Genomic DNA, 20,788 nt, shown 5'->3' with positions numbered 1-20,788 from the left:
CGGATGGAGACGTGGCGATCGGGGAGGGGGATGGAGCGGTGGGTGCCCGGTTCCTCCGCGCCCTTCTGGAAGAACGCACGGTGGGAAACCGGGCTGACTGGGTGGAAACCGCGTTAACGCTGATCGATCGGCACGTAATCCTGGATGGGGTTGCCGGTATAAATCTGCCGTGGCCGCTGGAGGCGGGCCTTCGGATTGTCGTGGATTTCCTTCCAATTGGCGATCCAGCCCGGCATCCGGCCCATGGCGAACATCACGGTGAACATGCTCAGGGGAATACCCAAGGCGCGCAGGATGATGCCGCTGTAGAAATCCACATTCGGGTACAGCTTGCGCTCCACGAAGTACGGATCGTGCAACGCCACGTCCTCCAGCTCGCTGGCGATCTCCAGCAAGGGATCCTGGACATGGAGTTTAGCCAGCACCTTGTCGGCCGCCGCCTTGAGAATCTTGGAGCGGGGATCGAAGTTCTTGTAGACCCGATGACCAAAACCCATCAGCCGCAACTTAGAGTCTTTCGCCTTGACCTTGGCGACATAATCGGACACTTTCATGCCGGACTGGTTGATGAATTCCAGCATTTCCACCACCGCCACGTTGGCGCCGCCATGCAGCGGTCCCCACAGCGCGCACACCCCGGCCGCGCAACTGGCGAACATGTTGGCGCCGCTGGAAGCCACCATCCGCACCGTGCTGGTCGAACAGTTTTGCTCATGATCGGCGTGCAGGATCAAAAACAGCGAAAGGGCGCGGGTGATTTCCCGATCCGGCACATAATCCCGATAAGGGAGGGAAAACATCATGTGCAGGAAATTGTTGCAATAACTGAATTCGGGATGCGGGTACATCAAGGGCTGGCCGATGGACATCTTGTAGCTGGCCGCCGCCACCGTGCGTACCTTGGAAATGATGCGCGCCGCCGCCCGTTCCAGAGTGGTCTCATCCTCGATCTCCATCATTTCCGGCTCGTAGCAACTCATGGCGTTGATCATCGCCGAAAGGATGGCCATCGGATGGGCATTAGGCGGGAATCCCTCGAAGTGATTGCGCAGGCTTTCATGCAGCATTTCGTTGGCGGTGAGCCGGTTCCGGAAACGCTGAAGTTCCTCCGCCGTGGGGAGACGACCCCAGATCACCAGCCAAGCGGTTTCCACAAAGGAACCCTTTTCGGCCAGTTGCTCGATCGGAATGCCACGATAACGCAGGATACCCTTGTCGCCGTCAATATAGGTGATATCCGAAGTGCAGGAACCAGTGTTGCCGTAACCCTCGTCAAGCGTAATGAAGCCCGTGCGGTCGCGCAGCGTGGTGATGTCGACCGCCAATTCGTGTTCGGTTCCCTCAACAGTGGGGAAGTCGTAGGACTTGCCGTCCAATTCGATGCGGCACGTATGACTCATGGCTTGGGCTCCGTTGGTATTAAGGATGAAGCGGGTTGTCTACGCGGACTACATGCTTAAAAGAAAAATCATTATAACTTTTTGATTTATAAAGGCGACAACTAGGCGGAATATTCTGTCGTTCGCCAAGCGCGTCATGAGGCCGAATTATACAGCGACCGGCCGAATTGCGAACCGTCCAGCTCATTCGGCCCGAACCTCGGCCTCGGCACGGCGATGACGCCAGTACTCGAACACGCCCGGCATGATCGACAAAATGATGATGGCCAGGATCACCAAGGTGAAATTCTGCCTGACGAATGGCAGGTTACCGAAGAAATAACCGCCATACAGGAAGGAAGCGGTCCAGGCGATAGCGCCGATCACGTTGTAAAGCAGGAAGTGACGGTAGCTCATGCTGCCGGCGCCAGCCACGAAGGGGGCAAAAGTACGCACGATCGGCACGAAGCGGGCGATAATGATTGTTTTGCCGCCGTGCCGTTCGAAGAACTGGTGGGTACGGTCCAGATACGCCTGCTTGAGGACGCGGGCGTCGGGGCTGAATACCTTCTCCCCCAGGTAGTGGCCGACCGCGTAGTTGACTGTGTCGCCGAGAATCGCCGCCGTCGCCAGCGCCAGAAACAGCAGGTGAACGTCCATCGCGCCGATGGCGGCCAGCGAGCCAGCCGCGAACAGCAGCGAATCGCCGGGCAGGAACGGTGTAACCACCAGACCGGTTTCGCAGAACACGATCAGGAACAGGAGAGCGTACAGCCAGCCACCGTACTGACCAGCCAACTCCCTGAGATGTTGGTCGATATGGAGAAAGAACGAGAGCAGGTCGGTCAGGAAATCCATGCGGGAAACCCGGTTACCGGAAAAGTGATGGCGTTTTGAACGCAGTCGGGAAGAATCGGGAAAAACGTTGCCAAACGAGAGGAGTTTCGATATGGGTTTGGCATTCGGTTCAGTCGGCGCAGTTGCACCACAATTCCAAGTCCAAAAACTGGTCAAATCAGATAGCCGCCCCGCCGTAAAGCCGGTTCGGTCTCGGGCGGCCAGTGCCGCAATTCCACCTCCCAGGGATTGACGGGAATGCCGGCGGTATCCACCAGCACCATCCCGTCGCCCGAAACAGCCGGCACCAAGGTCAGGCGTTGGAGCGTGCCGCCATCGCTGGTAAGAATGAGGTCCGAACCCACACGAGGATCATCGGTCATGGCGTGCTTCCAAGCGATTGTCTAAGCTCACCACTATACAGGAAATCCGTCGGCGGACAGACTATGACGTCGGACCGGACCGGCGGCCGACAGGCAAAAAAGAGCCCATTGAAAACCCCATGCCGTCAAGAGGACTCTCTAAATCCATGTTGATCCACAACCCAACGACAAACCGACACAAGGCTGCGAAACTGCTGCTGGGATTGACGCTGCTGACCAGTCAGGCCGAAGCGGACTGGACGGTCGCCATGCAGCGCGACCCCCTCACCCGCCAGACCCGCTGCCTGCTCAGCAGCACACCGCAAATCACCTCGGACGGCTACGACGCCACGCCAGTGACCCTGGTATTCAACGGCAATTCCCTGCTGGTGATCACCGAATCGAAAATTGACCCATCTTTTGGCGACTTGCATCTGACGGTGGATAAAAATCCGCCGATCCGTACCGACAAACTTGACCACGACATGACTTTGGTGTTTGACCAGGAAGTTTCCGAACTTATCCAACAGTTCCGTAAGGGCAGTGAAGCCACCGCGTATTTACGGTTCTGGCCAACCTGGCCGGTTACCCAACTGTTTCCAGTCAAGTTCAGCCTCATCGGCTTCAGCAAAGCCTACGACAGCATGAACAACAACTGCCAGCCGCCGGCTAGCGCCACGCCTGCCCGGACAGGTTGAAAGCGGCATCACCACACCCTCGTCATCCGTCATTCGTATCTAATGGAGTCTGTCACATGGGTCTACGTACGAAGTTCAATCTGGTCTTGCTGCTGGCGTTCGCCATCGGACTGGCGCTGGCGGCCTATCTGTCCGACCGCATCCTCAAGGACAACGCCCGCGAGGAAGTGATCCAGAACGCCCGCATCATGATCGAAAGCGCGCTCGGCGCCCGCATCTACACCGCCCAGCACATCTTTCCGCTGCTGACCCTGCAGATGAAGCGGCAATTCCGGCCGGAATCGATCTCGGCCTACGCCGCCGCGCAAATATTCAAGGCCCTGCGCGAACAATACTCGGATTACACCTACAAGGAAGCGGCGCTCAACCCGACCAATCCCTCCGATCGGGCCAGCGACTGGGAAGCGGACATCATCAATGAATTTCGCAACAACCAGGAAAAAAAGGAATTGATTGTCGAGCGCGACACGCCAACCGGGCGAATGCTCAATCTGGCCCGGCCACTGAGCATCCGCGACGAAGGTTGTCTGGTCTGCCACGGCCGGATCGAGGACGCCCCCAAAACCATGACCGACATTTATGGCGTCAACAACGGCTTCGGCTGGAAAATGGGCGAGACCATCGGGGCACAGGTGGTCACGGTGCCGATGTCACTGCCGCTGGAGCGGGCCCGCCAGACTTTCACCACCTTCATGATCCTGCTGGGCGGTGTGTTCGTGCTGCTGCTGCTGCTGCTCAATATCCTGCTGCATTTCGTGGTGATCCGGCCGGTGAAGCGGATGTCGGAGATCGCCAGTGAGGTCAGCATGGGCAAGCCGGACGTACCGGAATACGTTCGTCAGGGCTCCGATGAAATTGCCTCTCTGTCGCAGTCGTTCAATCGGATGCGGCTCAGTCTGGAAAACGCCATGAAGATGCTGGGCGAATGAGATGAACGACGGCGGTGACACCAGCGCCACGCTGCCGCCACGCATCGGCCGCTACCGTGTGACCGGGATGCTGGGCCGTGGCGCCATGGGCGTGGTTTACCGCGCTCACGACGCGGCGATCGACCGCGAGGTGGCCATCAAAACCATCCATCGCCGGCTACTGCGCGGCGAGGAAGGCGCCGAGTGGCTGGAACGCTTTCGCCGCGAAGTGCGCGCCGCCGGCCGTTGCGTGCATCCCAACATCGTCACCGTATTCGAATATGGTGAGGAAGCGGGCGCGCCCTATATCGTCATGGAGTACATACAGGGCCGGGAGCTACGCAGTTACCTCAAGGACCGTCAACCGATGCCGTTGGCCAACGCGGTGGCAATCGTCATTCAGGTGCTGCAAGCGCTTGGCCAGGCACACGCCGCTGGTGTAGTGCATCGCGACATCAAGCCCGCCAACATCATTTTGCTGGCCGACGGTCAGGTCAAGGTCACCGATTTCGGCATTGCCCGGCTGGAAGCCGGCAGTAACATGACTCAAGACGGGATGACGGTTGGCACGCCCGGCTACATGGCACCGGAACAGTTCAAGGGTCTTGAAGCCGATCGGCGCGCCGATCTGTACGCCACCGGCGTGGTGCTGTTCGAGTTATTGACCGGCACCCGGCCATTTCCGGGACGCAGCGCCAGCGAATTGATGTATCAGGTCCTGAACGAACCTCCGCTGCAGGCAACTCGACTGAACTCGCTTCTACCGGTCGAGCTCGACGGCGTGTTGAACAAGGCGCTGGCCAAGGAGCCGGATGTCCGCTTTCAGAGCGCCGACGCATTTATCGCCGCCTTGGAAAACACCCGGCTGGTGGATCGCGAAATCGCGGCTGACGGTTCCACCGTACTTCGGGTCGCGCCGGTTCAAGCACCACAAGCACCGGCTGGGGCCAACACCCCGCAGGGCTGGGACCCGACGCTGTTGGCTCAAACCGAGCGGCTCTTGATCGAAACCCTGGGTCCGATGGCTCGGGTGCTGGTGCGCAAAACCGCGCAGCAGGTCGGCAGTCCGACAGAGCTGGTGCAACAACTGGCGGAATCCATCCCCAGTGAACGGGATCGCTTGCTGTTCCAGCGGCGGATGCGAGCGGTGATCGGCGGCACCATCACCGGCATGGCGACCCACGGCGCTGCGTCGGGGATCGGCAGTCAGGTCAGCGGATCGCTGGGATCGTTCGATCAGGTGCTGCTGGAGGTCGCCCGTCGGGACTTGGCGGTTTTTCTGGGACCTATCGCCAAGGTGCTGGTCAAGCAGGCTGCCAGCAAGGCCCATAGCCCGCAAGAACTCTACCAGCAACTGGCCGCGCACATCCCCACCGCAGCCGACCGCCAAGCGTTTCTGAAACGCACCCCCGCCATAACCGGCTGAGCGTCCGCGATCCCCATAAGCGCTAACTTGTTTTGGAGTTATGCTTGAAGTAGCCTGATAGCTGAGACAGCCGGCGGCGAGGCGACTCAGCCAGTGATTTTGAAATCTCGTTCCACTCGCCGATCATTTGGGCCAGTGGCATAGAGGGTTCGATGGTTCGGGTGATTTGGTTAAGCACAAATTTGAAGTCACGCCACGCGCTGTGTGGTTGATATTGCCGCCAGGTGGTATCCCCAGGGGGAAATCGCTGTGGCATGGTGGATCAACGCCACCAGCAGTTTTCCATAGAGCCAGGCCTTGGCGCTTTCGTCGTCGTATTTCGGCAGGTGTCCCAGTTGTGCCAGCGACTTGAATCGCTTGAAAACCAATTCCACTTGCCAGCGGATACGATACCACTCCAGGACCTCCGAGGCTGGGAAGGTCAGTTCGGGAAACGTGGTGAACACGATAACGTACTGCGCAAACTTCAGGGTTTGCGGTTGTACCTGCTTTCCTTTGCGCGCGGCCTCCTTGCGTATTTTGTCATGCGCTATCCGGATCGCTTCTTCCGTTTTTCGGATCGCACACACCCACCCCGGCACCACGATCCGATCCTGGCCCACCGCTTGGGGGGGACCACGATTCGACGATGCCCGCTCGCCGCAACGCGGTGAGCGCCGCGAGCAAGTCGAACGGTGCGCCTTGAGCCGTTTGCAGCACCAGCGCACCGGTATTCACCCGCACGGTGACCTGCCCTCCCGCAGAAACCACATGATGAATCCCGAGGGTGGTGGAGTAACCGCGATCGGCCAGAACATACTCACCCGCCTGGACGGGGAACTGGGCCAACGATTCGCCCGTGCCTCGACCCGCCGTTTCGGTGAGCTTGAAGAAGTCACACACCAACGAGGGCAGGCGAACGCTATAGGGCACCTCGAAAAACCCCTGATTATGAGAAAATGGGGTTATTGATTTCCGCCAAGAGTCCGCACCTCTGATGATCAAAGAAAGCCTGTTTGCCGCCGAGGAACGGGAAGCGAAATTGGACCGTCTGGGTGATGTGCTGCAAGTCTATGGAGCAGCAGGTTGACTTCAAGGCACTGGCGGTGGAGGTGGATCGGGTCGCGCCACGACCGGGGCGAGAGCGCGGTGGACGTCCGCCGTTTCCCACGGAACTGATGGTACGGGCCTGGGTACTTCAGAATTTATATGGACTGAGTGACGAGCAGATGGAGTATCAAGTGCTGGACCGGCTGAGCTTCCAACGTTTCCTGGGACTGAGACGCAGCAGCCAGGTGCCGGACCGCACCACATTCTGGACCTTCCGCGAGCGACTCACGACAAGGAAGACGGGAGACGCGTTGTTCGAAGCCGTGAACCGCCAGCTTGCCCAGCACGGCTATATCGCCCGTGGCGGGCAGATGGTGGATGCCAGTCTGGTTCCCGTTCCTCGACAGCACGTCACTGAGAAAGAACGGGCACTGCTGAAGGAACAGGCGATGCCCATGGAGTGGAAACCGGCCCAGCGACGACAGAAGGACACCGAGGCCACCTGGACCCAGAAGCACGGCAAGTCTTATTTCGGCTACAAGGTCTCGGTCAGCGCCGACCGGCGCTACAAGCTGATCCGCCGGGTCAAGGTTAGCACCGCCTCGGAGAACGACACCCTACACCTGGAGGATGTCCTGGATCACGCGAACACCGGTCGTGATCTTTATGGCGACAAGGGCTACGTCGATGGTGGCCGCGAGCATCGCCTCAAGGCTCAGGGTTGGCGCGTGCACATCCAGCGCAAGGCCCAGAAAGGCAAACCGCTGTCCGCCTGCCAGACGCGCTGCAACACCCGCATTGCCCGGGTTCGGGCGCGGGTCGAACACGTCTTCGCCACCATGGAGCAGATGGGCGGAAAGCTCCTCCGTTGCGTCGGCCTGGATCGAGCGACCTTCCAACTCACGGGGAAGGCAGCGGTCTACAACCTACGTCGCCTGTGCAGTCTCAAGGCATGCGGTGTGGTCGCTTTCTAACGCCCAAGGGCGATCCCGGTACGACCGGGATGGTGATTTCGGGCGAGGATGAACCCTTCGGGTCGGGGCACAAACCAAAGATATTGTGAGGCTCACGCCTCAGGTATCTTGCTTTGCCCATTTTGCCGGCTTCATGTCCGGTTTTTCGAGGTGCCCTATAGTGAATGCGCCACAGCGCCCCCGTCTTGCCGGGCTCCTGGACGGTCGTCGCATCAAAGGCCCTGATTTGAAAGCCGCCATCGGCCGACACCGCAACACCTTGTTCCCGGAACAGTTGCAGACATAGCGCGCGCAACCAATCCTTTGATTTCCTTAGCCGTTTCAACAGAGCCACATCGGACAAATCGGCCAAGTTCGCCTTCTTGGCGCGGACAACCGTTTCACGCAGCGAATGACCGCATCCCAGATGGATCAACAGCGTGCGCAGCAGGTTCTCAGCCGACTTGTCTTTGCGCAGCCCCTTGAGCGCCCCGGCATCATGAGCCAACCCCTGCCAGTCGCTTGGTAGAAACGACAACAGTAGTTCCCAGTCTTCGTTCAATGGCGACCAGCCCCTTTCATCCGCATCGCGGGTACGCACCATAATACGCAACCCGAAGCCACAAACAAGTTAGCGCTTATGTCCGCGATCCCCCGCGCGGATACGGCATACGAGACCCAAGAACGGTATCGTGCGGCCACTCAATGATCGTCCCAAACACTCCTTCGGTATCTGGTCAAATTGGCCTGTCTTATGCCGAATTTCGTCATTTGTAAATATTTTTGAGTGTTATATCAATTGATAAGCAGCTCAGCTTGACCCGCAAGGTGCGCATATCACTATCTTGATAACAAGTTTTAGGGAGCAGGTCACAGACATAATATCTTTCTGAATTTCATTCGGATACCTGACGTATTTTTATAATAACTAATTGATTTTTTATATATAAAATAAAACCAACATATTTTTTAATTACGGCTCAATCTTTGCTTAAATTTTCTCCATGCTCTCTTCATCTTTTGCCCTTGGTGTTCAGTCATACACAGGACTCTGAAGTTAATCCTTAAAACGCTCCACCGGATGCATTCCACTGCCAGCGCAAAGCAAAACCACCGGGTAAGACATGGAGACAACCGAACCAGCATCGTTCGTAGATGGCATAGATTGTCCCAGCCTTCTGCCTTTACACTCGTTCACATGACATGCGGACTCTCGATTTTCAAGCATCACACAATCAATTGATATTTATAAAAAAAATATAATAAAAAAAAATTTTTGCTTGAATTTATGCTGTTATAAACCATAATATTATGTAACATAGGTAATCTATCATAGTGTCACTATGTCACTCTAGGTAACGAAATTGAAAGCGAACGTGTTGTTCCACAAGTTCATGGCGCTACCACGACGCGGAAAATGGCTGCACTGCAATACGGCGCTCTGGCTGATCACAGTAAAAGCGGGGCTGTACCTGCTACCGTTCGACTTGCTGCGCGGATGGGTAGCCCCTCCTGGCAAGCCACCTTCCAGTGGACCAGTGGCCATTGAGGAAGTGCGTGAGATTACCGAAGCCATTGAACGACTAGGTCGGCTGCTGGCCCCTCTCCAGATCAACTGCCTTCCCCAAGCGCTGGTGGGCCAGAAGCTGCTACGTCGCAAGGGTTTCAACGCACAACTGAAAAATTGGTGTACTGAAGAATCGTGACGACCTGCTCACCGCCCATGCCTGGCTTGAATATCAGGGTCTGGTCATCCTTGGTAACCTGCGAGGATTGAAACAATTTACTGCTTTTCCTTCACTGGAAATCGCTCAACAATGAATGCATCACCAAAAGCAATAAGACGTGGCTGTTAGAGACTTACAACAATGACCTTAGGCGTTTACCAATCGAGCGCTCTAAGTTTAATAATAGCGAGTCTATGGAGGAATAAATACCCAATTTGGGCCTAAGGCGCACGCTCCAAGTTGCGAATAAGTCGGATGACGTATGCTCGATTGGCATGCCCGATACACCCCGATTTCATTTATATATTTGACAAGTAGTGAGGTGAGATGATGAAAAAGGTATACGTTACTCCTGAAGTGATTGTGCATGGCACAGTCGAGCAAATCACGCAGGGTCGTGGTTTTGGTGGTTTTGGTGGTTTTGGTGGTTTTGGTGGTTTTGGTGGCGGTGGCCACCGTGGCGGTGGCCACGATGGCTCAGACGGCTCGTAACACAAGCTGAACCCACACAAAAAAGGCTGCGGAAGGATATTATGCTCTATTCTGCCTACGGCCTAACATTGGCGTCCGCCTTCCCTTTGCCCGAGCTGCCATCGGTTAAGGGTAGGGCGGACGTTATTGTGGAACTTGATTCCAGCAAATGTACCGCATCTCATGAACCTTCACCAATCTCGTGCACTGATGCGTCCTTGAACCAAGTTCACCTGACTTGGGGTGGAGTGGGTGATCTGCTAATTGAAGAGGGTCGTCGGATCACCGTCGTACCGGGCACTAACGCTGATGAAGATGCATTGCGCCTTTTTTATCCTCGGTGCGGGTTTGGGTGTATTACTACACCAGCGTGGGCTATTGGTCCTCCATGCCAGCTGCGTGGCCATTGACAACCGAGGTATAGGTTTTATCGGCGCCAAAGGCTGGGGAAAATCAACCACAACCGCAACCTTGCATCAGCGCGGACACGCTTTGATTTCCGATGAGTTGCTGGTAGTACGCTTTAATGACCAAGCCCAACCACGAGTGATGCCAGGCTCTCCTCAAATTAGATTATGGTCGGATGCCTTGATCAGCATTGGAGATGATCCTGATTCTGCGGTTCGAGTTAGGTCTGGCATCGATAAATACAATGTCTATGCTGGAAATACCATTGCAGAAACGCTTCCTTTAGACTGTCTTTATCTACTGGATGTCGGAGAGGATCTCTCCATCAAGTTAATGCCACCTAGCGAAGCGTTTTTTTGGTGTCATTCCACATTTATATGTGTGCCGCTTTGGAACCCAGTTTCTACAATCTACTAATATAACTCATGCATTTCAACAACTAAACTTACTATTGAGAAAAATCAAAGTCAAGCACCTATTGCGTCAATGGAAGCTCAAGCAGCTTCCCGATGTTGCTCGACGGGTTGAACAAGATATTTTACAGGACCAGCAACTGGTTTAATATGATGTCAATTAATAATTTCTTTTCGCTATTTCACCTGCTAGCCAACTCATGAAAATCAGCCTCGATAAAAAATTTGGTATTGACAGTAAGTAAAGATCAGGTTTCAGCAACTCTCACTCCTGATCTGACAGAAGGTATTGTGATCCTAAGCCTCAAAGATGGTATGTATTATGAGCTAAAAGAAGTTGCTGCTCGTGTTTGGAGTCTCATTCAACAACCTTGCTCTATTCAATCCATCCATGATGTCCTACTTGAAGAATATGAAGTAGAAGCAGGACAATGTGAGGCAGACTTAACCGCATTGGTCGAAGATCTATTTAGGCGAGGACTTATTGAAAAGGGGAAATAGTTAAAATGATAATGTATTCTGGCTATCCGACTTGCAAAATTCTTTAAATTTTATTGATGGGCTCCGAATAGATAGAGCCCTGAAATTTGTTTGGCAAGCTGCCCCCCAATGGACTGCTTTGAGTACTTTATTACTTATTATAGAAAGTGTAATTCCTTTAGCTACTCTTTACATCTTTAAGCTTGTGGTGGATCATCTTACAGGAACGAATGCATCTATCGAGTCAGGATCTGATTTTCAAAGCCTCTCGATTCTAATAGCCGCAGCTTTAGGACTAGCGATCCTTAGTAACCTTTGTAATGCCTTGCTTGGTTATGCGAACGAGATGCAGACTCATCTCGTCGCTGATCATATGCAACATCTTGTTCAGGCTAAATCCATCAATATGGATCTTGCCTACTACGAGCATCCCAAATCCTACGACAAACTACATAGAGCTCAGCGCGAAGCTCCATCGCGCCCCCTCCGAATCATTTCCGGCATGACGGAGCTTGCTCTCAACAGTTTAACCCTTGTAGGTGCTTTTGCACTCCTACTGATGTTCGATTGGATTGTCGTAATAGTGGTTTTAGCAGCTTCCATTCCAGTACTCATATACCGGATTAAATATGCCGAGGCTTTGTACCAATTACATCGTGAGAAAACAGCAAGCGAGCGCCTTAGCAGATATTTTAATGAAGTTATTACAACCGCTGAAAAAGCCAAGGAAGTACGAGCATTTGGCTTCGGACCACTCATAGCCAATCGGTTTAGTGAAATTAGATTAATGATTCGAGCTAGTCTACACCTTATTTCAGGACAAGCTTACCGAAGGCAATTTATTACTGAATCTACCGCCGCTTTTGCTGGATACGGTGCACTCGCTTTTATCGTTTATGCCACCGTACAAAAATCCATTTCATTAGGAGAGACGGTAATGTACTTCGGTGCTTTTCAAGTTGCCATTAGTTCACTAAGACCTACCTTGAGTGGTTTAGCGAAACTCTATGAAAACAATCTTTTTTTGTCAACTCTCTATGAATTTCTCAATGTCCCAAAAAGTGTCCCCGATCCCCTCCATCCGATGGCAGTGCCACGACCATGGCGATCCGGCCTACGAGTAGAAAACCTGAGTTTTCATTATCCGGGTACGGATCGACCAATCCTCCATGATATTGTCATGACCATCCGTCCCGGCGAAATTGTTGCTCTGGTCGGGCGCAACGGCTCAGGTAAAACCACACTGACCAAGCTCCTCTGCCGACTCTACGATCCCGATACTGGACAGATCACGATTGATGGCACCGACCTACGTAATTTCAAGATTGAGGATTTAAGAGGGGAAATCAGCGTCGTTTATCAGGATTTCGGTCGCTATCACATGACGGCGCGCGAAAATATCATGCTGGGTCGTCCAGATATCGCTCCAGATGATCCTTCTATCGTCCAAGCCGCTCAATGGGCGGGCATCCACGACTACCTGATCCGATTACCTAAAGGCTACGACACAGTGATGAGCCGTACCTTTGCCGACGGCGAAGAATTGAGCATCGGGCAATGGCAAAAATTGGCGCTGGCACGAGCTTTCGTCCGCGATTCCCAACTTATTCTGCTTGATGAACCGACCAGCTCTTTTGATGCTACCGCAGAGTTCGAGTTCTTCGAAAAATTTCGAGAGATGGCTCGCGGCCGATCCGCACTGATCATCAGCCATCGCTTCTCAACGGTGCGCTTGGCCGATCGCATCTACGTACTTGACGCGGGACATCTGATCGAACAGGGAAATCACGAGGAATTGCTGGCACTTGACGGAGTTTATGCTGATCTCTACCGCCAGCAGGCGTCTTACTATCAGGATGAATCACAATCAGTGAACAACAATAATATTCCAGCTCTCAGCACTGCCTTTTCCAAGTGAAAAATTTCTCTTTCGCTATTTTTAATGCCAATTGCCCGTAGTCTATCATCAGCCGGATCGGACGAATAGCATAGTAAATTACGTCAAGTGATTCTGGCAATGACATTAATGCCCGATCTCGCTCGTTCGGAATCAACCTTTGTCTGAAATTAGAATAATTTGGATAGAGCTTATCCCGCCAGCGCTCTCGGATCTTGAAATGGAATTTTTCCATTGATAGCAATTCGACATTGTTTACAGAAGCCTGATACATTAATTTATTATAAATATCGTCGCTTAAATCACCTAAATATTTCAGTGATCTTGGTGGCAATTTAGGTATCAGCGTACCGAATACAACATGAATTAAAGATAGACTAACCAGCAGCATTCTCCAGCACCCTATTTTTTTCGTGTCCTTAAAAACTCGCTTCCAATTCATATCGGGATGCGCCTGAATTAACTCCGATAAATCACAGAGTTTGCTTAAACAAATTGGATGTTTATAACTATGTTCCCACCCATCCTTGGCTAATTGGATGCATAAAATGATCAGCATATCCTCTGGGCAAAAAGTCATGATCTCCCCAGAACCAATCTGCAATACCCCTAGACGCTGTTTCATAGCTTGAAAATCAAGGAAAACCGGAAATTTTTTTCGGTGTAATTCCCCTATGTAAATCCACGCATACCCCATAATTGGCATCGATTAAAGAACACTCCCAACTATACTTAGCCTTTAAGCGATAACCTTTCTCTAGAAAGAAGTGCATTGTTTTCAAGTAATCATTTGGATGCACCAAAATATCAAGATCACTGAACTGCCTGAAGCTTATATCTCTGTAAGCCAGAATAGCTATGGCAGGCCCTTTATATGGTATTGCAAAGATTTTTTTTTTCTTCTAGTAACCTGAGAAGTTTTATTAACTCAACGGCAAGGAATAAATTTTTTTTTTGCATTGAACTCATAATATTTTTTGAAGTTCGTTTAAGCATTTGCTTTGGAATTTTGCTTGGGGAAATTCGCCTGATATTTTGATATAATAGAGGTACCACCTTATGATGAAAAGCACTCTTCATTAGATAATGCCAGTCAAGATCTTGACGTACCAAGACCTTAATACGATCACCAACTTCTTCGCTTTTTTTTTGTCCGTGCGCAGCAAAATAAAAAGTTCATCCTCAGGGCGAATTTCGATCATAGATTGTTGGCTCAGTGAGATTTCCCGTGGAGGCCACAAGATGTAGTTGTCGGGTCCCGGATGATTAATAGGTCTTTTTTTGAAAAAGTTCGGGTTTAACGCGGTAGTACTCCTTCAGTTTGTCGATCGGGGTGACATGCCCGAGATTTTTCTGAGGAATTTTTCTGAGGAATATAGTGATTATAGAGATGCCGATACTGTTGCAAGGTCGTTTCCAAGTGGCGAGCGGAGATGAACGTGGTGCTTTTCAACACCTCGGCGATGCGACCGTTGAAGCGTTCGATCATCCCATTGGTTTGCGGATGCTTGGGCTTGATCAGTCGATGCTGGATGCCGTGCGCGGTGCAGGTTTGATCGAAGCGGTATTGGCCGGTGGGCTCGCGCTTACCGGTGACGCAAAAGCGGTCGGTGAACTCTTTCCCATTGTCGGTCAGCACGGTGCGAATGCGAAACGGGGCCTTGGCCCGCAGGCGCTCCAAAAAGCCAGCGGCGGTGGCGGCGGACTGGTCGGGTTGGATCTCGAAATAGACCCAGCGGCTGGCGCGATCAATGGCGGCGATCAGATAGCGATGTTCGGCCTCGTCGGGCATTCGAGGCAGGTACTTCACATCCACATGCACGAACCCAGGCGCGTAGGCCTTGAAGGTCTGGGGCAATAATGGGGACTGGCCTTCCGCCTCCGGCAACAGGTCCGCCAGCCGGGCCACGCCGTGGCGGCACAGGCACCGGTCCAGCGCTGAGCGCGACAGTTCGGGACACACGAACTCGCAAGCCACCACCAGCAAGTCGTCCAGCGGCAGCAACAAGAGCTTGCGCAACTCCACCACCACAAACTCTTGCAGCGGATTCAGGATCGTCGTCAAGCGGTGCGGCGTGTACGGGCGATCCCGCACTGTGTCCCGTGCTCGCCAGCGACGAATTGTGGTCTCGCTCACCCCCAACTCCACCGCCAGTTCGGCCACCGGGCGAGTCGATTGCTGAATATAGGCCCGCTGCTTGGGCGTGGTGGTGGCGTGCAAACGAATCTCCATCAGGGCTTCCGGCGTAAAGCAACAATCAAGTCGGCTAGATAGTGTAGTCACGAGATATTGAGCCAGAGAACGAGACATTGGATGTGGACGGCGGCGAGGAAGGACGCGGAGTTTTTGGCATATCGGGTCGCAATGCCCCGCCATTGTTTGAGCACAAGAAAAGCATTCTCGACCCGATGGCGCAGTTTGTAGAGGTCTTGATCATGCGTTCTTTGAATCGTTCGGTTTTTCTTGGGCGGAATGACCGCGTGCATGCCCTGTGCGGCCGCTTGCTGGAGAATCGCATCGGTGTCATAACCTTTATCCGCGATCAGATAATCGGCATCGATCCCTTCGATCAATTTTGAAGCCTGGGTACCATCCGTTGTGGTACCTGGTGTAATAAGTACTCTGATCGGCAGACCATGCGCATCCACGGCCATGTGTATCTTGGTGTTGAGCCCCCTTTGGTACGGCTCATCACCTGATTTCCGCCTGGTGCGCCTGCGGCATGGGGGTGAACCTTGCAGTGGCTGGCATCGATCATCAACCATTCGTAGTCCGGTTCGTCGATCAAAATCTCCAGCAACTTTTCCCAGACCCCTTTATTGCGCCAGCGAATGAAGCGACGGTGCGTATTACTCCATCCGCCATAGTCCGGTGGCAGATCCCGCCATGGCGCCCCCCGTGCGCAGAATCCAGAACACCGCATTGATAAACAATCGGTTGTCTTCGGCTATCCCGCCCCACACGCCCCGGCGTCCCGGTAGATGCGGCTCCAGTAAAGCCCAGGTTTCATCCGATATATCGTGGCGACGGTAGGCAGGAACTGTCTCTTTCATGGAGCCTCCCTTTCTTTGACCTCATGATTCTCTCATATCTTCAGTCTCGTGACTACAGTATCTACCAGCCGGCGAAAAAAAAGATGCGCCGCTTTGAACCTTTCCACATCCACCAGGGAACCACTCAGCAAGCGAACATCTCATGGACCGAATCCGACTGACCTCATCGCCATCGGCGCTCGCTTACCTACCCCGAAAGACCCTTGCTACCACCAAGAGGGAAGCGACTCATGAGTACGATCGAGAATTATTTGTCGACGATTCGGGCGACGAACGACCGCATGTGGGCCCAAGTCAAGCCACTGGAAAAACAACTCCGGGATTTGGATACCGAATATCAGGCCGCCATTCGGCGCCCGATCACGGACGTGGTGTCCCGGGGGGCCGCCGCCCTCCTGCTAACTCGGATCAACGCCACCGTCGCGAAGCTCAACGCCGCATATGACGACTGGCAGCGCACCCTCTCCCTCATCACCCCACCGCCACCGACCATCAACCCCAACACCTTCCCACCCCCGAGGTCGCCGGGCAAGCTGTCCGATAAGATCCCGTGGCCGAAGGATGTTCCACTCGAAGTTCGGCGGCAACTCAGCCGGGTCATCGACCAAGGCGGCATCCCCCTGAGCAAACGGGTCGCCGTGACCGTGGCGAAGGCTCCCTACGGGGGCGGCGGCGTGGTCATCGAGTTTGCCAAGTGGTAGTCGTCGAGCCCGTTTCGAAGGTCGATCAAGGGTCGGGTACGAGGAGGATCGAAGATGTCATACCACCTCTGTCAAGTGGAAGATCGGCTGCAAAAGGCCTTTGGCCGAGCCCTCCAACAGATCGATGCCGGAGCATCGGAAAATCGCAAGTTGAGCAGCCAGAAACTGGAGCCCGACATCGGGCACCAACCGGCCCTCCAGCAAGCCAATATCGCCCCGGTGTTGGTCGATGGCAGGGACCGCTGGCAATACGGAGTCGGGTTTCGTCAGGGCGAACTCAAGGGCAAAATGACCATCATTGGGGACCCCGCCGACTTCAACCAGAAAAGGGTCTGGACGATCCATGCCCGCGACCAGCGGCCGTATCTCATCTTTCTGTTGCGCGCCCAGTTGTATCTGACCTATCGCGGCATTCCCCATGACCTGCACCACCGGACCGCCCGCCGGTTGATCCATGGCAGCCAAAGAATCGGCGGTATATCGACGTGGATGCACCTGACGATCCAGGAAGAGGCACTGGAATTCGCCGGGATTCCCTTGTCCGAACCCACGGGCTTTCGGGACGTCGAGCCGAGCCTGGGTATCCTCAAGTCGCCCGCGACCGCGAAGGTTCTCAAAGCCTTCGTCGCGACGCCGCCTCCGGGCGGGATGCACCGGGTGTTTCCCGGCGACAAGCTGTTTCTGTTGACCGTGTGGAGCACGCCGAGCATCAGCAGGGAACTGCCAGTGAACGCGCCCGTCGGTGGCCTGGTGGAGCGCGTCCTGGTCAAGGCCGGCGATTCGGTGGGGAAAGACCAGGAACTGGTTCGCCTCCGGGATCCCTTTCAGAAAGACCCCTGGCCCTATACCCGTGGCTGCTCGACGCCGTAGGCCGTTCCACCATCGCCGCTCGGCGGGGTCCTTGGGCATTGGCTTCCCACCGAAATGATCCGCTGTGCTGTCTGCTTGTATTACAACTTCTCCTTGAATCCATTCCGACCACTCAACCGGCGGGATCGAACCGGCGTGGATCGGCGAAACTTTCGACCGAATCCAGATACGGTCGAAAGCCGACAGCGAAAATGGTGTTGTGATCGGCGCGGGGAATCTTCAGTAGATGCTTGTCCGGGGCGGGACTGGCGTCGTACAGGGCCTGACCGTCGGCGAAGGGAATCAGGTGGTCGTATTCCGCGTGGATCACCAACGTGGGCTTGGCGAAGGTCCGAATCTTGTCCAGTTGCCGGAAGCCCTGGTTTTCCTCGAACCCCGGCAGCAGAGCGAGGTTGACGCCGATCCGACGCAACAGCGGTCCGGTATGGGCGAAGGCGCTCTCCAGGATCAGCCCGGCGATTCGCTCGGAATGGCGGCAAGCCAGTTCCAGGGCCGAGGCGCTGCCCAGCGAGCGCCCCATGACGAGCAGCGGCCCGGTGTATCCCTGTTGACCGAACCAGTTCGCGACAACATCGAGAACGACATGACTGTCGGCCAGCATCGTCGAAGCGGTCGGGCGGCCAGTGGAACGGCCATAGCCCCGGTAATCGACCGCGACGAAATTGATGCCGCGTTCCACGTATAGCGCGCCGATGTCGTCGTAGTCCCGCACGATTTCGCCGTTGCCGTGAAAGAACAGGATGGTGGTTGCCTCGGAATCGGCCAGATGGCAGCGCGCTCCGACCACCACGCCTTCGGCCACGGGAATCGATAGCTCGTGGGCATTCGCGGGGGTGTCCTCGGCGAAATCGGGACGCGGATAAAAAAAACCGGCAAGCGCTTCCGGTTGGTCGAGTAACCAAGCGTTGGCGGACGGTTCAGCGGACATGAGCAGGTCTCCTCGACGAAGTTGAAGGATCGCGGACCACAGTATACGTTCCACGATGTCAGCCGGCGCTGGGCTGGCGTGGCGGCGGACAGCGTCGCCTGTCCTATACTGCAAGCGAATCCGGCCATCGTTTCCCGGCCGCCCACGGTGGGTACGGCGAGATGGAGAACGGGCCGGCGCCAAAACAACCATTCATCCGAGGGAGGCACGATGTACATCGGCGACTATCTTGGTCGGCGGACGATCTACAGCCCGGACGCGTTGGCTGTGGTGGATACCGGCAAAACGCCGGAGCTGCGGCTCAGCTTCGCGCAACTGAACGAGCGAGCCAACCGGCTAGCCAACGCTCTGCGTGCGGCCGGCGTCGACAAGGGCGACCGGGTGGCGATGCTGGCATTGGACGGGGTCGAGCATCTGGATCTGCTGTGCGCCTGCGGCAAGTTGGGCGCGATTCACACCGCCCTGAACTGGCGCCTGCACTGGCGCGAGTTGCAACAGATTCTCGCCGATGTCACCCCGACCGTGCTGCTTTACGACGACACTTTTCGGGAAAGCGTCGCCCAGTTGGCCGAAGCCGAAACCCCGGTGCGCCACTGGATTCACCTGGACGGTGCCGGCATCTCCGGTAGCCGGGATTTCAACGCACTGCTGGCCGACTCGTCGCCCGATGCCTGTTTCCGCGAAGATCTGAGGGATGAAGACATCGCCGCCATCGTCTTCACCGGCGGCACCACCGGTTTGCCCAAGGGCGCCCAGATCAGCCATCGCCAGATCGCCTGGAATTGCCTGAATACCGTGATCCACGATCTCGGTCGCGGCGACGTGTATCTGAACGTATTTCCGATGTTTCACGTCGGTGGGCTGTTCGTCTACACCTTGCCGCAAGTGATCATGGGCGGAACCACCGTGCTGCTGAAACGCTTCGACCCGGACCAGGTGTTGCGGCTGATTCAGCGGGAGCGAGTGACGGTGTTCGCGGCGGTGCCGGCGATGTATCAGATGCTGGCCCAGACCCCAGCTTGGGCGGAGGCCGACCTGAGTTCGCTGCGGTTCTGCACCAGCGGCGGCGCACCGCTGCCGGTGCCGCTGGTCGAGCAGTACACCCGCGACAAGGGGGTCCGCTTCAAGCAGGGTTTCGGCATGACCGAATTCGGGCCGGGATTGTTCGCGCTGGCCCCGGAAGACGCCATCCGCAAGGCCGGCAGCATCGGGCGGCCGAATTTTTATATCGATGCCCGGATCGTCGGTCCCGACAACCGGCCGCTGGGGCCGAACGAAACGGGTGAACTGGTGCTGAAAGGTCCCAGCATCGCCTCGGGCTATTTCAACAATGCCGCGGCCTGGGGCGAGGTCATCGACGAAGACGGCTGGTTCCACACCGGCGATTTGGCCCGTTACGACGAGGACTGGTATTTCTTCATCGTGGACCGATTGAAGGACATGTTCATCTCCGGCGGCGAGAACGTCTACCCGGCGGAAATCGAGGCGGCGTTGTACCGGCATCCGGCTGTGTTTCAATGCGCGGTGGTCGGCGTGCCCGATCCCAAGTGGGGCGAGATCGGCAAGGCGTTCGTGGTGCTCAAGCCGGACCAAACCGCCAGCGCCGAGGCGTTGTTGGCGCATCTCGGCGATCGCCTGGCGCGTTACAAGATTCCCCGTCACGTCGAGTTCTTGACGGCTTTGCCGATCTCGGCGGCGGGCAAGGTGTTGCGGCGGGAGTTGCGCGAGCGCTGAACGCCGATCCAGGGGTTTGCCGCCTGGCTTTCGTTGTTCGCTTCGAGCGCTTACTTTTTCTTCAGGCGGTACGCCAATTGCGGGCGGGTCATGCCCAGCAAGCGCGCGGCGCAACTGAGAAGCTGTGAAAAAACTCAATTACCTAAGCTACCTCTAAAGCAGTCCCTTGTAATAATACTCGTTCTTTACAAATTCTTCGCAGCATGAGTCGAATTGAGGCCATATAAACATGGCTCGTACTCGATGTGGGTTTCCGTTCGTAATCTTTGCTTAAGCGGCGAGATCGCCCGAGCCAAGCAAAGGTTCGCTCTACAACCCATCGCCGAGGTAAAACCTGAAATCCCTTATCCGTTTTCTTTTTTTCAACAACTTCAAAAATGCAGTCGAACTGTTCCTTGACCCATTGAACAAACTTTTCACCTCTATAACCACCATCCGCCCAGATTTTTTTTGACGCTATCCACGATTGAAAACAGGTGGTCAAGACTTGGCGAGCCGCATGACCATCGTAGA

Annotated in this window: 22 protein-coding genes and 5 pseudogenes; 13 read left to right on the top strand and 14 right to left on the bottom strand. The window is 55.0% G+C overall.

The features are described from left to right. Positions 1 to 113: 113 nt before the first annotated feature. The 3 genes from E4P82_RS19935 to E4P82_RS19925 form a co-directional block, all read right to left on the bottom strand. The gene (locus tag E4P82_RS19935) at positions 114 to 1,400 is read right to left on the bottom strand and encodes a citrate synthase (protein ID WP_169250513.1); all 1,287 of its coding nucleotides are present in this window, start codon (positions 1,398 to 1,400) and stop codon (positions 114 to 116) included. 183 nt (positions 1,401 to 1,583) lie between these two features. After that, positions 1,584 to 2,237, bottom strand: coding sequence for a DedA family protein (locus E4P82_RS19930; RefSeq protein WP_169250512.1), 654 nt, complete (start codon positions 2,235 to 2,237; stop codon positions 1,584 to 1,586). 152 nt (positions 2,238 to 2,389) lie between these two features. After that, on the bottom strand, positions 2,390 to 2,599 hold the full coding sequence (locus tag E4P82_RS19925; protein WP_169250511.1) for a hypothetical protein: 210 nt from the start codon (positions 2,597 to 2,599) through the stop codon (positions 2,390 to 2,392). Between the two features lie 146 nt (positions 2,600 to 2,745). On the opposite strand from E4P82_RS19925, the gene E4P82_RS19920 reads away from it, so the two are divergent. From E4P82_RS19920 to E4P82_RS19910, 3 genes are read left to right on the top strand one after another with little or no spacing between them, the layout of a single operon-like run. Further along, positions 2,746 to 3,276, top strand: coding sequence for an invasion associated locus B family protein (locus E4P82_RS19920; protein ID WP_169250510.1), 531 nt, complete (start codon positions 2,746 to 2,748; stop codon positions 3,274 to 3,276). Between the two features lie 56 nt (positions 3,277 to 3,332). After that, on the top strand, positions 3,333 to 4,205 hold the full coding sequence (locus E4P82_RS19915; protein WP_169250509.1) for a c-type heme family protein: 873 nt from the start codon (positions 3,333 to 3,335) through the stop codon (positions 4,203 to 4,205). 1 nt (position 4,206) lies between these two features. Then, positions 4,207 to 5,610, top strand: a complete 1,404-nt coding sequence (locus E4P82_RS19910; protein WP_169250508.1) for a serine/threonine-protein kinase — start codon at positions 4,207 to 4,209, stop codon at positions 5,608 to 5,610. 188 nt (positions 5,611 to 5,798) lie between these two features. On the opposite strand, the gene E4P82_RS19905 is transcribed toward E4P82_RS19910, so the two are convergent. Further along, positions 5,799 to 6,194: a transposase gene (locus tag E4P82_RS19905; protein WP_169250507.1), complete on the bottom strand. Its 396-nt coding sequence runs from the start codon at positions 6,192 to 6,194 to the stop codon at positions 5,799 to 5,801. Beyond that, a complete protein-coding gene (locus E4P82_RS19900; protein WP_169250506.1) occupies positions 6,133 to 6,522 on the bottom strand; it encodes a hypothetical protein in 390 nt (129 codons plus the stop codon). Before E4P82_RS19900 ends, E4P82_RS19905 begins: the two co-directional genes overlap by 62 nt. Before the next feature lie 64 nt (positions 6,523 to 6,586). Here E4P82_RS19900 and E4P82_RS19895 point away from each other — a divergent pair. Next, positions 6,587 to 7,613, top strand: a pseudogene (locus E4P82_RS19895) (IS5 family transposase). A gap of 157 nt (positions 7,614 to 7,770) precedes the next feature. On the opposite strand, the pseudogene E4P82_RS19890 reads toward E4P82_RS19895, so the two are convergent. Beyond that, positions 7,771 to 8,196 (bottom strand): annotated as a pseudogene (locus tag E4P82_RS19890) (transposase); the annotation flags it as partial. Positions 8,197 to 8,956: 760 nt separating this feature from the next. Between E4P82_RS19890 and E4P82_RS19885 the strand changes: the two are divergent. The 6 genes from E4P82_RS19885 to E4P82_RS19860 all read left to right on the top strand — a co-directional run bounded on the left by E4P82_RS19885 (position 8,957) and on the right by E4P82_RS19860 (position 13,009). Further along, positions 8,957 to 9,298, top strand: a complete 342-nt coding sequence (locus tag E4P82_RS19885; RefSeq protein WP_169250504.1) for a lasso peptide biosynthesis B2 protein — start codon at positions 8,957 to 8,959, stop codon at positions 9,296 to 9,298. Then, positions 9,276 to 9,413 carry a transglutaminase-like domain-containing protein gene (locus E4P82_RS23900; protein WP_169250526.1) on the top strand — a complete coding sequence of 46 codons (138 nt, stop codon included), beginning with the start codon at positions 9,276 to 9,278 and terminating at the stop codon, positions 9,411 to 9,413. Before E4P82_RS19885 ends, E4P82_RS23900 begins: the two co-directional genes overlap by 23 nt. A gap of 233 nt (positions 9,414 to 9,646) precedes the next feature. After that, positions 9,647 to 9,811 carry a hypothetical protein gene (locus E4P82_RS19875; protein WP_169250494.1) on the top strand — a complete coding sequence of 55 codons (165 nt, stop codon included), beginning with the start codon at positions 9,647 to 9,649 and terminating at the stop codon, positions 9,809 to 9,811. 288 nt (positions 9,812 to 10,099) lie between these two features. Next, positions 10,100 to 10,615 carry a hypothetical protein gene (locus E4P82_RS19870; protein ID WP_169250503.1) on the top strand — a complete coding sequence of 172 codons (516 nt, stop codon included), beginning with the start codon at positions 10,100 to 10,102 and terminating at the stop codon, positions 10,613 to 10,615. 221 nt (positions 10,616 to 10,836) lie between these two features. Beyond that, positions 10,837 to 11,112, top strand: coding sequence for a PqqD family peptide modification chaperone (locus E4P82_RS19865; protein ID WP_211203232.1), 276 nt, complete (start codon positions 10,837 to 10,839; stop codon positions 11,110 to 11,112). Positions 11,113 to 11,143: 31 nt separating this feature from the next. Next, positions 11,144 to 13,009, top strand: coding sequence for an ABC transporter ATP-binding protein (locus E4P82_RS19860; protein WP_169250502.1), 1,866 nt, complete (start codon positions 11,144 to 11,146; stop codon positions 13,007 to 13,009). Here E4P82_RS19860 and E4P82_RS19855 read toward each other — a convergent pair. From E4P82_RS19855 to E4P82_RS19835, 5 genes and pseudogenes are all read right to left on the bottom strand, one after another. Next, positions 12,987 to 13,694 carry a nucleotidyltransferase family protein gene (locus E4P82_RS19855; RefSeq protein WP_169250501.1) on the bottom strand — a complete coding sequence of 236 codons (708 nt, stop codon included), beginning with the start codon at positions 13,692 to 13,694 and terminating at the stop codon, positions 12,987 to 12,989. The genes E4P82_RS19860 and E4P82_RS19855 overlap by 23 nt on opposite strands. Continuing rightward, a complete protein-coding gene (locus E4P82_RS23895) occupies positions 13,624 to 13,839 on the bottom strand; it encodes a nucleotidyltransferase family protein (protein ID WP_211203233.1) in 216 nt (71 codons plus the stop codon). Before E4P82_RS23895 ends, E4P82_RS19855 begins: the two co-directional genes overlap by 71 nt. A gap of 19 nt (positions 13,840 to 13,858) precedes the next feature. Beyond that, entirely contained in the window at positions 13,859 to 14,101 is a 243-nt protein-coding gene (locus E4P82_RS23890; protein ID WP_211203231.1) for a nucleotidyltransferase family protein, read from the bottom strand. Between the two features lie 156 nt (positions 14,102 to 14,257). Next, positions 14,258 to 15,221: pseudogene (locus E4P82_RS19840) on the bottom strand (IS481 family transposase); the annotation flags it as partial. A gap of 47 nt (positions 15,222 to 15,268) precedes the next feature. Further along, positions 15,269 to 16,042: pseudogene (locus E4P82_RS19835) on the bottom strand (IS5 family transposase). A gap of 230 nt (positions 16,043 to 16,272) precedes the next feature. Here E4P82_RS19835 and E4P82_RS19830 point away from each other — a divergent pair. Further along, complete coding sequence (locus tag E4P82_RS19830; protein ID WP_169250499.1) at positions 16,273 to 16,743, top strand: hypothetical protein; 471 nt, start codon at positions 16,273 to 16,275, stop codon at positions 16,741 to 16,743. A 54-nt stretch (positions 16,744 to 16,797) separates the two neighbouring features. Then, positions 16,798 to 17,613 (top strand): biotin/lipoyl attachment domain-containing protein, encoded by an 816-nt coding sequence (locus E4P82_RS19825; RefSeq protein WP_169250498.1) that lies wholly within the window; start codon positions 16,798 to 16,800, stop codon positions 17,611 to 17,613. 112 nt (positions 17,614 to 17,725) lie between these two features. Here the strand turns inward: E4P82_RS19825 and E4P82_RS19820 are convergent, their stop codons facing one another. Continuing rightward, on the bottom strand, positions 17,726 to 18,541 hold the full coding sequence (locus E4P82_RS19820; RefSeq protein ID WP_169250497.1) for an alpha/beta hydrolase: 816 nt from the start codon (positions 18,539 to 18,541) through the stop codon (positions 17,726 to 17,728). 210 nt (positions 18,542 to 18,751) lie between these two features. Between E4P82_RS19820 and E4P82_RS19815 the strand changes: the two genes are divergently transcribed. Beyond that, a complete protein-coding gene (locus E4P82_RS19815) occupies positions 18,752 to 20,275 on the top strand; it encodes an acyl-CoA synthetase (protein ID WP_169250496.1) in 1,524 nt (507 codons plus the stop codon). A 50-nt stretch (positions 20,276 to 20,325) separates the two neighbouring features. On the opposite strand, the pseudogene E4P82_RS23885 reads toward E4P82_RS19815, so the two are convergent. Further along, a pseudogene (locus tag E4P82_RS23885) lies at positions 20,326 to 20,385 on the bottom strand (helix-turn-helix domain-containing protein); the annotation flags it as partial. Positions 20,386 to 20,417: 32 nt separating this feature from the next. Next, positions 20,418 to 20,788 (bottom strand): transposase (locus E4P82_RS19805; RefSeq protein ID WP_169250495.1); only part of this gene is annotated, 371 nt, incomplete at its 5' end.

This window comes from Candidatus Competibacter phosphatis (assembly GCF_012939995.1).
GTDB lineage: Bacteria > Pseudomonadota > Gammaproteobacteria > Competibacterales > Competibacteraceae > Competibacter > Competibacter phosphatis.
The sequence above is the reverse complement of the archived record's forward strand: the minus strand, read 5'-3'. Positions and strand labels throughout refer to the sequence as shown.

Coding starts and splice junctions, on each gene's coding strand:
- E4P82_RS19935 (WP_169250513.1), bottom strand. CDS start 1,400: ATGAGTCATACGTGCCGCATCGAATTGGACGGCAAGTCCTACGACTTC.
- E4P82_RS19930 (WP_169250512.1), bottom strand. CDS start 2,237: ATGGATTTCCTGACCGACCTGCTCTCGTTCTTTCTCCATATCGACCAA.
- E4P82_RS19925 (WP_169250511.1), bottom strand. CDS start 2,599: ATGACCGATGATCCTCGTGTGGGTTCGGACCTCATTCTTACCAGCGAT.
- E4P82_RS19920 (WP_169250510.1), top strand. CDS start 2,746: ATGTTGATCCACAACCCAACGACAAACCGACACAAGGCTGCGAAACTG.
- E4P82_RS19915 (WP_169250509.1), top strand. CDS start 3,333: ATGGGTCTACGTACGAAGTTCAATCTGGTCTTGCTGCTGGCGTTCGCC.
- E4P82_RS19910 (WP_169250508.1), top strand. CDS start 4,207: ATGAACGACGGCGGTGACACCAGCGCCACGCTGCCGCCACGCATCGGC.
- E4P82_RS19875 (WP_169250494.1), top strand. CDS start 9,647: ATGATGAAAAAGGTATACGTTACTCCTGAAGTGATTGTGCATGGCACA.
- E4P82_RS19870 (WP_169250503.1), top strand. CDS start 10,100: ATGAAGATGCATTGCGCCTTTTTTATCCTCGGTGCGGGTTTGGGTGTA.
- E4P82_RS19855 (WP_169250501.1), bottom strand. CDS start 13,694: ATGCCAATTATGGGGTATGCGTGGATTTACATAGGGGAATTACACCGA.
- E4P82_RS19830 (WP_169250499.1), top strand. CDS start 16,273: ATGAGTACGATCGAGAATTATTTGTCGACGATTCGGGCGACGAACGAC.
- E4P82_RS19825 (WP_169250498.1), top strand. CDS start 16,798: ATGTCATACCACCTCTGTCAAGTGGAAGATCGGCTGCAAAAGGCCTTT.
- E4P82_RS19820 (WP_169250497.1), bottom strand. CDS start 18,541: ATGTCCGCTGAACCGTCCGCCAACGCTTGGTTACTCGACCAACCGGAA.
- E4P82_RS19815 (WP_169250496.1), top strand. CDS start 18,752: ATGTACATCGGCGACTATCTTGGTCGGCGGACGATCTACAGCCCGGAC.